The organism is Microcoleus sp. LAD1_D5, assembly GCF_036702115.1.
Taxonomy (GTDB): domain Bacteria; phylum Cyanobacteriota; class Cyanobacteriia; order Cyanobacteriales; family Microcoleaceae; genus Microcoleus.
On sequence record NZ_JAUBSA010000008.1, the window covers coordinates 20,243 to 34,844 of the forward strand.

Genomic DNA, 14,602 nt, shown 5'->3' on the forward strand with positions numbered 1-14,602 from the left:
AGGAGTGATTTGAAGGCAGAAGGCAGCGGAAGCTGCAGGCAAGAAAAATTATGAGATTTTTAGGTTTGAGAACTTGTACAGCACTTAATTATGTAGGGTGCACGGGCTCGCGCACCTTACCCATATAAGTAGCACGTCAAACCATTTTTTGGCCTTAGTCCTATTGGCGAAAGCTTAGCGGTCAAAGCGAAGCTATGGCAGACACGGGGTTTCTTTTAATTGCCGACTTATTTCTGCCTTCAGAGGGAGCGAGGATATTCAATCTTTAGGTTATTATTAACTGGGCGCGCAATAAAAAGTATGAAAAATATCCATTACTCAGTCCCTCCCTTGCAGTTTCGCCTTGAAAATCAACAGATTTTCCATTTTTCAGTTTCCATTTTCAATTATTGATTATGGAGTTCGATCGCATTCAATTTTACGTTGAAAACGCTAAAGTATCCCGCGACTGGTTTGTCAGCCAGTTAGGCTTTCAATCAATAGCAGGTTATGCCAATAGCCACACTCACACTGAAGCTGTCAGCAGCGGCAATGTATGTTTTGTTTTATCTTCGCCCCTGACACCCGCTAGTCCCGCTGCTAGTTGGTTGAAGTTTCATCCTCCAGGGATTGCCGATGTAGGTTTTCGGGTAAAAAATATCGAATTAGCGATAGCTAGAGCGGCTGCACAAGGCGCTAAAATCCTGGAACCCATTCAAGAAGACCTAAACGCAGGAGGCTATTTTAAGCGGGCAAAAATCGCGGGCTGGGGAGATTTAAGCCATACGCTCGTTGAGCGAATTGGCAGCCATTCACTGCTATCGGCTTCGGATCAGCGGCCGCTGTTTACCCGGATTGACCACGTAGTGTTAAATGTTGAATCGGGCGATTTGTCAAGTGCTGTGAGTTGGTATCAAAAAATATTAGCTTTTCAACCGCAGCAAAATTTTGACATTCAGACTGAGAAATCGGCTTTGCGGAGCCAAGTTATGGTGCATGCTGAAGGTGGGGTGCAATTCCCGATTAATGAACCGGCAACAGCTAATTCTCAAATTCAAGAGTTTTTGAGTGCAAATCGAGGGCCGGGAATTCAGCACATGGCTTTGCAAACTAATAATATCGTGGGGGTTGTTGCCGATTTGCGATCGTGCGGTTTGCCTTTTCTACCGGTTCCTCCAACATACTACTCCGAATTGCAGCAGCGACAAAACTATTTGCCCGCAGATTGGCAAGAAATTGCAGCTTGTCAAGTTTTGGCCGATTGGCAAGAAGATACTCCCGCAGCGATGCTGCTGCAAATCTTTACCCAGCCAATTTTTGCAGAACCGACTTTCTTTTTCGAGATTATTGAGCGCCGAGTTAGTTTAGTTAACGGCAAACAGGTGCAAGCTGGAGGTTTTGGGGCGGGGAATTTTCGAGCTTTGTTTGAGGCGATAGAACGGGAACAAATGAAGAGGGGAAGTTTGATCGATGATTGACAAAAGTTCCAGTTTTTAAGTCAGACAGGCGTGTTAATCAGCAGTGCGATATCTTTCCACCCGTAGGCAATTTCTTTGAGTGAAACTCCGGCTCTACTTGTTTGCTGTTCGTCTACTTTTTCACCTCCTAACAATTCATAAAATTTATAGGCTGAATTGTCTCCTAGTACCCAAACAAGCATCGAGTTCAAACTTAATTCTGCCAATTTTGTGGCAACGGTTCTCACGAGTTGCCGTCCGATTCCTTGACGCTGATATTCCTCCAAAATATAGATGGCAAATAATTCTCCTTTATATACATATTTGCCAGTTCGCTCGCCACCACCCGCAGCAAAACCCACAATTTGTTCCGAGTCATTCTCAGCAACGCAGACAAAAACCCCAGTATTTTTGACGTTTGTCAGGATTTCTTGCCAACGGCTTTCTGCTTTTTCATAGGACAGTTGCGCGAGGTAATCTGCTGGTACAATTTTTCGGTAAGCTGTCCGCCAAGTATCTAGATTCACCCGTGTTATTGCAGGTGCGTCAGCGATTTTAGCTTCTCTCACAATCATCAGAAAATACTCCTTTCGGGCCCTGAAATTCTCTTTTCAAGTCTAGGCAAACTATACGATCGCGCCCTTCTAGTTTAGCTCGATACAGCGCTCGATCGGCCTGTCCAATTAACTCCTCAATCGATAAACCAGCACCAGGTACAGTAGTAGCGATCCCCATACTAAGAGTTATAAACTTACTTACCTTGGAAGCAGCATGAAAAATTGCCGCTGCTTTCAAACCGCTGCGAATTGCTTCAGCTACCTGCTTTGCTCCTTGCACATCAGTTCGTGACAAAATTACCGCAAATTCTTCGCCCCCGTAGCGAGCGGCTAAATCTCCTGCCCGCTGAGCGTTGCTAGCTAAAATCTCGGCTACTTGTTTTAAACATTCGTCGCCTCCTTGATGCCCGTAATGATCGTTGTAAAGTTTGAAAAAATCGATATCGCACAAAATTAAAGACAGCGACTCTTTTTCTCGCTCCATCAACTGCCATTGTAACTCCAATTTTTTGTCAAAACAGCGGCGGTTGGGAATTTGAGTCAATCCATCCACCGAAGCGAGGCGCTGCAATTCCATGTTCGCTGCTTGTAATTCTAATTTGGCTTGTTCTAAAGCTAAATTTTGCCGAGCTAATTCTTCACTTTGACGTTTTTCTTGTTCGTACAAAAATCGGATTGAAGCTTCAGCTTCTTGCAATTCTTTCTCTGCATATTTGCGCTTGACAAATTCCCCTAATTGAGAACTTACCACAGCTATGATCTGAAGTAAATCTTGATCCGGTGGCAGTTCTTCCCGGCAAAAAAAAGTCATTACTCCTACAACTTGGCTCCTAGCGTGAATGGGGAAACCGAATCCCGATCGCAGTCCCGCTTCCTCGGCCAAGCGCGATCGCACGAAATTGCGATCGCCCACAAGATCAGTAATCCACTGCGTAGAACCGCTTCTGGAAACCGCTCCCGGCAAACCCTCACCCGCAGCCAAAGTAATCTGCTGATCGTTTTCGGCAAACTCCCTAACTTCCTCCGCTGCCTGCCAAACTGCCACCCGCCGCCAACAAGGATTTTCCTCGATCGGACAGCAAAGCGGCAGGCACCAAAGCGGATCTTTTTCAGATTTTATTTCTTCACCCAATCTAGTTTCTTTCTCCCCCTCTGCAGGCGTCCAAAGTTCGCCAAAATCCCACCCAAAACTTTGGCAAATAGCTTGCAAAATTTTCGGAGTTGCGCTATCTAGAGAAGTTGATTCTGACAGGATATGAGTCACAGCATACTGTGCTTCTTGACACTTTTTTATGCGTTGTTGCTTGGTAATGTCTTTGCCTATATAAACAAAATCTTGTATAACCTCCCTATCTGCATCCTTGCTTCCTGTGCTTGTCTCAAAATTAGAGCATGAAAACGCAACAATCACCTTTAAACCTATTTTCGTTTGGCAAGCTACTTTTACTTGAGGCCAATATTCGCTTTTAAGTGCAGGAGGTAGCTGGCTGACTTTGCGTAACAATTCCTCCTCAGCCGTAATCATGGATATGGATTGGCCGATTAATTCCGATTCGGTATATCCAAATAATTGCTGTGCAGCTTGATTCACTTTTTTGATTTGGCCCGATGTTCCTGTTACGAACAAAACATCGCCTAGGGAATTAATAATTTTGTCAATATAATCGCCAGCAGCAGCTACGTGATCGCCTTTAATACTTGTTTTGTTGGCAGCCTGAAGCATGGTTGGCTGAGCTCCCATGCTATCTGTTACATCTTCGCATAAAATAATCAATCTGTCAGCATTCGCTTGTCCCTTATAACCAAATATGTACAAATTTAGATACAAATAAGAGCCGTCTTCGAGAACTCGGCTAATTGATTTTAACTGGCAATCTTGCTGTCTTTCTTCAATAATATCTTCCAGGATTCCTTCAATTCCCATTAATTCGGGAAAACAATCGCGCACGTCTTTTCCTTCGCCTACTTCCTCATGAATGTAGGCAAAATCTTGCACTTTCACAGATATTTCTTTAATCTTAAGTTCGCGATCGACTGTGAGGTATTCAATCCTGCGTAAGGATAACAGCTTATAAAGAAGAATATTAATACTTCTTGGGCTGCTCTCTACAGTCAATGTTGGAAGCATCTCGTTATTGTAGAGCATCTCTCTCAAAGGTTAGCCGGTAAAGTTAGTTGTTGTTTGGCTGCGATTTATCATGGGAATTTTTCTACTGGCATATGTCTTCACCTGTTACCGCTGGCTAATTTATGCAAACAGTACACTTGGGATTCTCCAAGCTGTTTTTTGCTTATTTTAAAAAGGGAACCAAATATTAATAGGATCAACTTTTTTGGAGAAAGCGCAGTCAAAACCAGCCTCGATAGAGGTTGAGATTTATGAAGAATATGTAGCGGTTTACACTATTTGTGCGACACATTTTAATTTTAAATTCCCCGATATGGCTTACAACCGCTAAAGTTGATGAACAGCACAGTTTAATTCAAAAATTTCCTTTAATTAGCACCATTCCTATAGACCTTACCTCCCCTAGGTATTTGTGTCAATTTTTGTAAAGAAAGTGTTACCTTTAAATGATATAGTATCGAAGAATTTGTATAAAAACTTAAAAACACTCTGCTAAATGCTGAGACTTATTACCGACTTTGACGGCCCGATCATGGACGTGTCCGATCGCTACTACCGAGTTTACCAGGAGTGTCTCGCCGAGACTAAGCGTTCGGGCCAACCAGTGCGCGAACTCCCCAAAGCCGAGTTTTGGGACATGAAGCGCGCGCGGGTTCCCGAAACCGAAATTGCCATCCTCTCAGGATTAGACGCAGCCCAAGCGCGCGATTTTGCTCAGAAACGCCGTCAAACCGTCCACACCCTACCCTACATGATTTACGATCAACCAGTCCCCAGCGCTCTGGAAACTCTCGAAAAGGTGCAGCGCGCTGGAGTAGACTTAGCTGTGATGACCATGCGCCGCGTTAGGGAACTAGACGAAGCCTTCAACCGCTGCAATTTAGGGCATTTTTTCCCAGAAAACCGCCGCTATTGCCTCCCCAACGATTACGTTAAAACCGGGGATGTCAAAGATAAGCCGCTGTTGATGGCAAAAGCTCTCGCCGAACTGCCGCCTGCTTCTGACATTTGGATGGTGGGGGATACGGAGGCGGATATTGTAGCAGCAAAAACCCACGGTATCAAGGTAATAGGTGTTTTGTGCGGAATTCGCGATCGTACCCAACTAGAAATGCACCAACCGGATTTAATTGCCAACAATTTGAGCGAAGCAGTTGAGATTATTTTAGATAATCAGTTGTCAGTTGTCAGTTGACTGTTGACTGTTGACTGTTGGCAGTGGTTAATTATTGTTATTGGTTAATTGTTATTGGTTGGTTCGTAGGTTTTAGGTGTTAGTAGTTAGTTGATTGTTACCAATTAACAATTACCAATAACTAATGACAGTTGATAGTTGACTAATGATTGATGACTGTTGACAACTGACAACTGCCAACTGTCAACTGTCAACTGACTATCGGAGAAAACCGCTGACCAGCCACAGAATTAAAAACGTAAACAAAGCGATAAATTTCTCTGTTGTTATAAATGCCGGACTGACCAAAGAACCCAAAAAGCCTCCCAGCAACAAACCTATAACCAAGCCAGCCACAGTCAGCAGCACAGCCCGACCAAATTTTTGTTCCTTGCGATTAACAAAATAAAGACAACAGCCGACCCCAAGAGCCAGAGTCAACTGTAGTAAACCATCATTAGCCGCCGGATAAATACTCAGTCCGCCCAACCCCACATACACCCCAGCCGGCCACAAAATGTCCGATCGACTAGGAGTATCGATTAGCCGCTGCAACCAAGCTGGGCTGCCACTCGGAGGAGACGGAGTAAAGCTTGCGGGCGGGGGCGTCAGCCGCTCAGGAAAGCGGATGCGTTCGGGTACTTTAATTTTACCTTCCTGTCGCTGCCGCAGGCGATCCATGAGGATGGCGTCGTAAGCTGCTTCGATCAATTCCAAACGTTTCTTGTCACCGCTGTACTGCTCACCTAGGCGCATGCGGGCCTCTTGGACTTCATCAAAGGAAGCATCTTCATCGACTTCAAGCAGTTGATAGGGAGTTGGCTCACTCATTGTAATAACCCGCTGAAGACTCTCGTTATAGAGTAATCTTAACAAGAGAGGAAAGCGGGGCGGGGGCGATCGCCGCTTTCCCAAAAGTTTTGCTGCTAGTTTTTGGTGCTTTAAAACAGGAACCAGCAAACCTTAGGAAGGTAGAAGATAGAAGGCATTTGGCATTTGGAAATAAAAAATAATGAATCCAAAGATTTTTATTTTTATCTTGGCGGTCTAAAATTTTACCTTCTGCCAAATGCCCTCAGAAGGAACTTGTCCCGCCGGCGCTCACAATTCCCGACCACTGGACTTTTTTAAGTCGATCGCGGCGGTACGAAAAAAAGTGAGCCGAGTCAGAATAAGTACAGAAAGGAGCGATCGCCACTTGAGAAAAATCGATTCCCAACTGCTGCAATTGCAAAGCATTGCAGAGGCGAACATCCAAGCGTACCTTTCCCGGTTCTGGATCGGCCAAGACAGGCGTTTCCGGCAGTTGGTGCAAAAACTCTAGAATGCCGTCGGCTGTAGCACTAACGGCACTCTTAGGAGCAATAGTGGCTCCCAGTTCCGCTGCTACTTCCACAGATACCTGGTAAACCTCTCCAGCGATCGCCGGCCCCATAGCAATCTTCAGATTTTCTAGTTGACTGCCTTGTGCCACAAGTTGAGCGATCGCCTCTGGTAATATCTTAGCAGCAGTCCCGCGCCAACCCGCGTGAACTGCAGCAACGAGTCCCGTGCGATCGTCAGCAATCAGCACCGGCACGCAGTCAGCCGAGCAAACCCACAGCGCCTCCAATTCTCGCTCGGCCACCAAGCCATCAGCCTCAGCATAGCTTGCTGCAGCGGTTTCCGGGCCCGGAGCCACAACCGGGGACAACTCACTCGTTTTGAGTACCGCATTGCCGTGTACCTGTTGGAGTCGGTAAACCTTAGCTCCGGGTTCGAGAACTTCCGTCAGAGCGATCGGTCCCTGGGGCGAGAAATCGCGAGTAAAAAAGCCGTGAGACCATCGAGAAAGCAAGCTACAAGTCAGATAAGGCAAGCCTTGCCAGCTCTGCCAGTCCCAACTGATACCGTCAGGTTGTCCGGCGCATTCAGAGTCAGGAAAATTTGTCAAGCGATCGCCAGCTAAAGTCATGAAAACCCATCCATCCCCAAGCGAATCATTTAGCTTGTATTCTAAACAATCAACAATTTTGTCCGCGTAGTTTAAAGGCAGCGCCAGCTTTAAGGAAAAAATCGCGAGGACTTGGCGGTTTGACAACGACCGACTGCGCCGAAATTTTGCAGAATCTGAGAAATATAGGCAACTAATTAACATAGAGGAACGCCAAAGCGCTATCATCAGTGTGGCCGTCACAGACTTCTAGGCAAGTTCCATCGGGATCAAAAAAACCGGATATCGATCGCGACTGAATGTGCAAGGCATTCGAGCTTGTTCTATGTGCAAAAAAAATTGCCTCAAGCCCGGTAAAATCAGTTAGGCCTGTATATAAAGACAAGGATTGCCATACATTCGATCCTGACTTCGAGATCCTTGTGCCCCCTGTTGAGTTGGGAAAAAAAATCGTGAAACCAGTTCCAGACAAGCAAATAACAGCCCATTTGAACACCAAACAGCAAAAAAAGAACCCTACAGGCGCCCGGACTCGATCGCGCCTTTTGTCCGATCGCTCACTGCTGGTGGGACTGGGTTGCCTTGCCAGTCTGGGACTGCTCAGCAAAGGCGTAGTTTGGGCCCAAGCCGAAACTCCGCCAGCAGAACAAGCCGTCCCCGGCGCAGCAGAACTCCAGCCATTATTTGAAGCTCCTCTCCCGCCCCCGGAACCCGAATACAGCCAAGGGTCGCCAGAACCATACCCTGAACCGCAGGCAGAAGTTCCACCGTCCGAGCCTTTCGATGCCCAACCGCCGTCAGAGCCTGAGTACGCCAGCGAACCACCTCCCACCGAATATTATCTGCCGGAGCCCGCGCTGATTCCCCTGCCAGAAGCGACGGCTCAGGAGCCGCCTTTTGAAGCACCGGTTAACCCGGCCCACGCTGAAATCGACCAAACAGACTACAGTGTTGGCGCTACCAGCGAGTACGAAGCGCCAACCAGAATAGAGTTTGCAGAACGATCTACCGGCTGCGAAGGAGAAGGCGGTTGGTGCGCGCCTCCTCCTGTTTCCGAGCCGGTGACGGCAGATGCCGGAGAACCAAACTACAGACAGGAAACTCCGATCGCAGACGATCGCTATATTGCAGCCCCTCCTCCTCGAAATCTGCCAGAAAGCATTCCAGAAAATGTTCGGGAAACTGTGGCCGGAAATAGTAGCGGGAATCCTGTCAGTAAAATCGGTCAAGCCGTTCAACAAATAGGCAGCCAGGTGTGGAGGGGTTCAAACCCGCCGGAATCTGCCTACGCACCCCCGCGCTACTCGGCAGGCGCAGGATACTCCGCAGACGCAGGATACTCCGCAGACGCCGGATACTCGGCTAACATCGGCTACTCCGCAGACGCTGGATACTCCGCAGACGCTGGATATTATGCCGGATCTGCATCTTACGGCGGCGGCGCTCCAGCGCCCAGCATGGGACTCGGGCCGGTTCAAGTCGGTGCGGTTAGTGTCAGCAGCGGCAGCAATACCGGTTTTGCTTACTACAATCTCACGCCGCGCCCCGCAGGCCTCCCCGGAAATGGCAACACCAGCTTGCTGTTTCCGCTATCTATTGCTTCGGCCATTACTTCGCCGTTTGGGTGGCGGACTCATCCGGTTATGGGCTACGGCAGGTTTCACACCGGAACTGACTTGGGAGCCCCGATGGGAACGCCCGTACTGGCGGCCTATGCCGGTCAAGTGGCGATCGCCGATTGGTTGGGCGGCTACGGTTTGACGGTGGTTCTCAACCACAGCAAAAAGTCTCAGGAAACTCTCTACGCCCACCTTTCGGAACTGTTTGTGAAACCGGGAGAGTTCGTGAAACAGGGAGAGACGATCGGCCGCGTCGGCAGTACGGGAATGTCTACAGGGCCTCACCTCCACTTTGAGGTTCGGCAAATGACTGACCAGGGTTGGGTGGCGATCGACCCGGGCTCTCAGCTAGAATTCGCTCTGGCAAAAATGATCGGCAGTTTGGAAACCGCCAAAGTACCGCAAATGCCGAAAATGGTGGAAATACAAACCGCTAGCGGACTCAAGGATTTGGAAAACGATCTGCCCCAGCTTCCACCTCTGCCACTGGGAATGGACATCGAAGTTCACAACCTCCAGCCGCCATTCCCGGAACTCTTAAAAGCTGACACTTCTAAGCCCAAAGATGCCGAAGCAGTCAAACCCAAAATTCAGAAGCAAGCTAACAGGTAAAAATTGGGGATTGGCTAGATTAATTTTCTTGTGGAACGGTCGAAAAGCGCACCCCACAAGAAAATTAATGTTTTGTGCAACCAGCACGCAAACTCGTTGTTTTTCCTCGTTACCAGGCTTTTTAGGGTAACGAGGAAAAACTGATAAAAAATGGTAACTTGCAGCTTATGCTAATAGCGCAGCATTTTTGGGAATTAATTTTATTTCTGATTATTCTAGTCGGGCCGATTCCCTTAAGCTTGTCTCTTGCCTTCGAGAATCAAAAAGAAAACAATAACTATTCATTTCCCCATTTTCTCCTCGTACTCCTGACGGGATGGAGTATTGCACAAGTTTGTACAGGCTTGATTTTAGGAAGTGCCGATCGCCTAAATATTGCTGGGGTGATTATAGCAGAAATGCTGATTTGTGCGATCGGCTTGAGCCTGATTTATGCCAAAAACCACACAGCTTTTACCTTCTCGCAGTGGCAGATTCCCCCACTAAAGCAACCTTTGGGCTACTCAGAATCCCTAATTATTGTTGCCACCGCTGTTGTAGGAGTTGTGCTGTTGGAAACTCTGGCAACCAAACCCACAACCAATTATGACTCATTGTGGTTTCACCTACCTGCGATCGCCCGATGGTATCAAACCCATTCATTTACTTTATTAGATGCCGCCGGAAATTGGATTTTTGAACAAGAACAAGCCAGAGTATATCCCTACAATTGGCACGTTTTATCTGCTTTGTGTGTAATCCCATTCAAAGAAGACTTTCTCGCAGCTTTTCCCCTGCTGATTGCTTGGGTACTTGAGGGAATTGCCGTCTATCTCTTGAGCGTAAAATTTGGAGCAAGGCGAATTCACGGTATGGCAGCAGCATCTTTAGTATTGACAGTACCCATGATGCTCAACCAAGTTAACACCATTCACCCCGACTTACCGCTAGCTGCAATATTTACAGTGGGTTTGTATCTAGGTTTATCCTATCATAGCAGCCGATCGCAATCCGAACTTTCCCTATTTTTGGCAGCCACAGGAATGCTAGCTGGAATAAAAATTACTGGAATCGTCTATGCAGCCTCACTTTTAGGAGGATTAGCAATATTAGAAATTAAAAGATTCGCGGTTGATAAAAAATCTACACCAGCTAATTTTAGAATTCGCCACTTTCTCAAACCAGTCTTGCTGTGCGGCATAGCTTGTTGCTTGCTTTTAGGAGGTTTTTGGTATGCGAGAAACTTGCTGCAAATCAATTATCCTGTCGCCGAAGTCGGCGATATTAAAATTCCCTTAGAGCCTGTTCCCTTACCGTCTCCAATACCTCCGGTAAAGCAGCCGCCCGCTTCGCCACTTCTAAAGATTTGGCAAAGCACTTTAGCAGCTCAATTTAATCCTAACAATATTTCCCACTGGCAAACTGTCGGCTTACAAATTATCATTAGATTGCAACTGCCCTTTCTGGCGATCGCACTTCAGGTATTGGCAGGACCTCTGGCTTTTATCCAGGGTAAAACCAGAATAATTAATCACAATAATATTATTTTAATTATACTTCTCGCCAGTACAGGAATTCTGTATTTAATTACACCTTACACCTCCGGTACTGTCGGAGAGTCGATCGGTCAACTCAGCCCTATACTCGGTTTTAACCTCAGATACGGATTTCCCTTTTTAAGCGTACTCGCCATCGCCGCAGCAGCTACAGCAACTCTCTTGAAAACTCAAAATCAAGTTGTTCTGGCCGTGGTTTTGGTTAGTGGTTTTTTCGGAATTACTAGCAACACAATTTTTGATTATATTAAAAATGCTTCTTTCACCGGAGATAGTATTGTTTGGGGGAGTTTGTTGATTGACAATTTGAAGTCTAACCCAGGAGAAGCTATTAATAGGATAGGAAAAATATTACGCCCCAGTTGGCAATATATATTACCATATCCGATATTTTATATTGTGTCACTGACTCTAGCTGCGATATTGTTGAAAATTAATCCTGGCTTCGGATTGCTGAATCATCTATTTCCCACCCGCAAAAAATCGATTTACATAGTAATAATTGGTGTCTGTATAGGATTGATAGTAATTGGTCATTGGAGGGAAAAGCGAGATTTTGCACGCACCGAACTGTATCGTGGTATTTACGAATATATTGATAAAAATACAGTACCAGATGAAAGAATAGGCTTCTTTTTAAGTTCGCGCAGCTACCTGTTTTACGGGAGAAATTTGGACAGACAAGTTTTATATGTGCCGTTTAGAGCCGATCGACTTTCGGCATGGATTGACAACCTGCGGCACAATAAAATTAGGACTGTGGGATTCGGGCCCCTGACTGAGACCAACGCAGCTACCAGAAAAGCTCTCTCTTGGCTGACAAGTGCCCAGGGCCCGCTGCAACCAGTTTTTGGGAAAGATTTTAATACTGAGTCGGTGCTATATCGCTTGAAAAATTAAAAGTTATTAGTTATCATGAACCAAGCTAAAACTCTATTTTCAATTATTGTTCCGACCTACAATCGCCCCGATAAATTAGCAGAGTGTCTTCAGTCTTTTGTTGAAATTGAATATCCGCGCGATAAATTTCAAGTTATCGTCGTCAACGATAGCACCGAAATCTCTGTCGAAAATACAATTTCCCCTTTTAAAAATCAGCTAAATATCACCCTTCTGACACAACCAAACTCAGGCCCTGCAACGGCGCGAAATACTGGATCTTTTGCAGCAGAAGGCAAATTTTTAGTGTTTACAGACGATGACTGTACTGTGGGGGTAGATTGGCTGCAAAATCTGGAAAAGCGATTTGTGGAAACACCAGATTGCTTAATCGGAGGTCGAACTGTAAACGCGCTGCCGGATAACATTTATTCTACTGCCAGCCAGCAACTGATCGATTACCTTTACAGTTACTATAATGCTCTTGGCGATCGCGCGCAATTTTTCACTTCTAACAATTTTGCCCTTCCCGCTGAGGCTTTCCAAAAAATCGGCGGGTTTGACACGACTTTTTCTCTAGCGGCTGGAGAAGACCGGGAATTTTGCGATCGGTGGTTGCATTCGGGCAATATCGCAATTTACGCTCCCGAAGTTATAGTTTATCACTCACACGCACTAACTCTTCGCAAATTTTGGAAACAACAATTCAATTATGGTAGAGGTGCTTTTTTGTTTCAGCAAATGATCTCGAAACGCGGGACTAATGGGAAACTACAACATCCGTCATTTTATCTGAATTTGCTAACTTATCCATTTTTCCACGCACCGGGCTTTCAAAAGCTATTAATTGCTGCATTGTTTGTAGTTTCTCAGGCGGGAATTGCTGCGGGATTGTTTTGGGAGAAAAACAATTTTGTTGAGGAATAGAGTTTTATTAATTAACCACAGAGAGCGCAGAGATCACAGAGAGAGAATTAAGAGTTAGTAGGGTGCGTCTGGTTTTAGCCGTCAATTATTGATAGAATAATTGGCTGCTGACGCACCCTACAAGTTTATTCTTTAGTCCGCAGAGGCGGACTTCGTTTGTATAGTAGCGTTTTCCACCGCCGAGTTTGATGTTGGCTACGATTAGATAAATCCGTGTTCTGCTAAGAATTCTGGTGTAATTGTTCCCAAACTGTTGATTGTGGGGGTTTCTTCCCACGGTTCGGGATGGGATTTTGAGCCGCTGCGGAGAAATTTGGCGACATATTTGCCCAGAATATCTGCTTCTAAGTTTACTAAACTTCCTGGTTGCAAATAGCTGAGGTTTGTCTCACCAAAACTGTGGGGAATGACAGCAACTTCAAACCAATTGCCGTCAGCATCGCAATCTGCCACGGTTAAGCTGATGCCGTTGACGGCGATACTGCCCTTGGAAACGATGTAAGGTGCGATTTGACGTTGCCATCCCGAATTTGCTGTTGGTGGGGCAGTAAACCGCATCTCCCAAGCGTTGGCGGTTTGGGTTGATGTGGCTAAAGTGCCGATCGCATCTACGTGCCCCGTCACGAAATGTCCCCCCAATTTGCTACCGGCGCGCAGGGAGGTTTCTAAGTTGACCAAAGCATCGGGGAATGATCCCAGAGTTGTGCGGCGCAGGGTTTCTGGAGAAGCGACGGCGACAAAACCTTGCGGCAGGACTTCCACCACCGTCAAACAGACTCCATCCACGGCTACGCTGTCCCCAATGGCTAAATCTTGTAAAATTAGGTAGGAGTTGTTTGATGTGCAGGAAATTTGGAAATAATCGTTGCCTAGCGACTTCAGCTTTCCGAGAGATTGAATTAGTCCTGTAAACATAAGTATTTTTCCGTAGTTGATGGCTTATTTACATCAAACCACAGGGACAAACCAGAGACCGGAGGTTTGGCCGTCCCCCTCTCCCGCGGAGTCAATCGATTGCGCGATTTTAGATTAAAGATTAAAGAATTGAAGCCTTGACCCCACGGATAAATTCGGGGGGCAAGTTTCATCGGATACAGGTTTTTTATTTCTGGACGGATGAATCCGGGGGCTTGTATCCTGGATGCTTTCGGTCAATCTAAAATCTAAAATCTAAAACCGACAGTCCCAGATCTGTTGCAGATTCAGGCGAAGATCAAGTCATACTGGATTTAGGTGATCTTTATGTCCAAGTTCTCTACTGCCTTACAGTTTCTTAATTCTATGAGGCCGATCGAATGATTGAAATGAAAGTCGCTGGAATTGCCTTAGATGCAGCCACGCGCAGTCCTATTGTCCTATTGAGAGACGCTACTGAGCGACGGGCTTTGCCTATTTATATCGGTCAGGAGCAAGCAAAGGCTATTATTAGCGCCATCGAAGGCCACAAGCCTCCTCGGCCCTTAACTCACGATCTGATGGTCAATTTCTTGGAGGCATGGAGTCTTACCTTGGAGCGCATAGTTATTCACTCGCTGCAAGATAACACGTTCTATGCCGTCCTGATCGTCCGTCAGGGAGAAGTTAAAAAAGAGATCGATGCCCGACCTAGCGACGCGATCGCCCTAGCCCTGCGAACGAACTGCCCCATCTGGGTGATGGAAGAAGTCGTCGCCGATGCTTCGATACCTGTCGATCGAGATGCTGATGAGGCCGAACGCCGGGCCTTCCGGGAATTTATCTCAAACCTCCGTCCAGAGGATTTGATTAAGAGAAGCGGCTTCAGCCCAGGCGAAACTTCCTAA

At 46.4% G+C, this 14,602-nt stretch carries 11 protein-coding genes; 6 read left to right on the plus strand and 5 right to left on the minus strand.

Annotated features, from left to right (window positions below; genetic code table 11):
* The first annotated feature begins 395 nt into the window (after positions 1 to 395).
* Complete coding sequence (hppD, locus tag QUA70_RS05905) at positions 396 to 1,457, plus strand: 4-hydroxyphenylpyruvate dioxygenase (RefSeq protein ID WP_333345551.1); 1,062 nt, start codon at positions 396 to 398, stop codon at positions 1,455 to 1,457.
* Positions 1,458 to 1,477: 20 nt separating this feature from the next.
* Here hppD and QUA70_RS05910 read toward each other — a convergent pair whose 3' ends face one another.
* Together QUA70_RS05910 and QUA70_RS05915 are read right to left on the minus strand one after the other, a co-directional pair.
* A complete protein-coding gene (locus tag QUA70_RS05910) occupies positions 1,478 to 2,011 on the minus strand; it encodes a GNAT family N-acetyltransferase (protein WP_333327301.1) in 534 nt (177 codons plus the stop codon).
* The gene (locus QUA70_RS05915; protein WP_333327304.1) at positions 1,992 to 4,121 is read right to left on the minus strand and encodes a diguanylate cyclase domain-containing protein; all 2,130 of its coding nucleotides are present in this window, start codon (positions 4,119 to 4,121) and stop codon (positions 1,992 to 1,994) included. The genes QUA70_RS05910 and QUA70_RS05915 overlap by 20 nt, the downstream gene beginning before the upstream one ends.
* Before the next feature lie 496 nt (positions 4,122 to 4,617).
* Between QUA70_RS05915 and QUA70_RS05920 the strand changes: the two genes are divergently transcribed.
* Entirely contained in the window at positions 4,618 to 5,316 is a 699-nt protein-coding gene (locus QUA70_RS05920; protein WP_333327307.1) for an HAD family hydrolase, read from the plus strand.
* Between the two features lie 198 nt (positions 5,317 to 5,514).
* On the opposite strand, the gene QUA70_RS05925 is transcribed toward QUA70_RS05920, so the two are convergent.
* The gene (locus QUA70_RS05925) at positions 5,515 to 6,126 is read right to left on the minus strand and encodes a CPP1-like family protein (protein ID WP_333327310.1); all 612 of its coding nucleotides are present in this window, start codon (positions 6,124 to 6,126) and stop codon (positions 5,515 to 5,517) included.
* A gap of 244 nt (positions 6,127 to 6,370) precedes the next feature.
* Positions 6,371 to 7,249, minus strand: coding sequence for a peptidoglycan editing factor PgeF (pgeF, locus tag QUA70_RS05930; RefSeq protein WP_333327541.1), 879 nt, complete (start codon positions 7,247 to 7,249; stop codon positions 6,371 to 6,373).
* A 431-nt stretch (positions 7,250 to 7,680) separates the two neighbouring features.
* Here pgeF and QUA70_RS05935 point away from each other — a divergent pair, with 431 nt between their 5' ends.
* The 3 genes from QUA70_RS05935 (at position 7,681) to QUA70_RS05945 (ending at position 12,800) form a co-directional block, all read left to right on the plus strand.
* Entirely contained in the window at positions 7,681 to 9,459 is a 1,779-nt protein-coding gene (locus QUA70_RS05935; protein ID WP_333327313.1) for a peptidoglycan DD-metalloendopeptidase family protein, read from the plus strand.
* Positions 9,460 to 9,626: 167 nt separating this feature from the next.
* A complete protein-coding gene (locus QUA70_RS05940) occupies positions 9,627 to 11,894 on the plus strand; it encodes a hypothetical protein (RefSeq protein ID WP_333345553.1) in 2,268 nt (755 codons plus the stop codon).
* Positions 11,895 to 11,909: 15 nt separating this feature from the next.
* Positions 11,910 to 12,800: a glycosyltransferase gene (locus QUA70_RS05945; RefSeq protein WP_333345554.1), complete on the plus strand. Its 891-nt coding sequence runs from the start codon at positions 11,910 to 11,912 to the stop codon at positions 12,798 to 12,800.
* Between the two features lie 201 nt (positions 12,801 to 13,001).
* On the opposite strand, the gene ribE is transcribed toward QUA70_RS05945, so the two are convergent.
* Entirely contained in the window at positions 13,002 to 13,715 is a 714-nt protein-coding gene (ribE, locus tag QUA70_RS05950; RefSeq protein ID WP_333327321.1) for a riboflavin synthase, read from the minus strand.
* Between the two features lie 380 nt (positions 13,716 to 14,095).
* Here ribE and QUA70_RS05955 point away from each other — a divergent pair, with 380 nt between their 5' ends.
* A complete protein-coding gene (locus QUA70_RS05955) occupies positions 14,096 to 14,602 on the plus strand; it encodes a bifunctional nuclease family protein (protein ID WP_006635481.1) in 507 nt (168 codons plus the stop codon).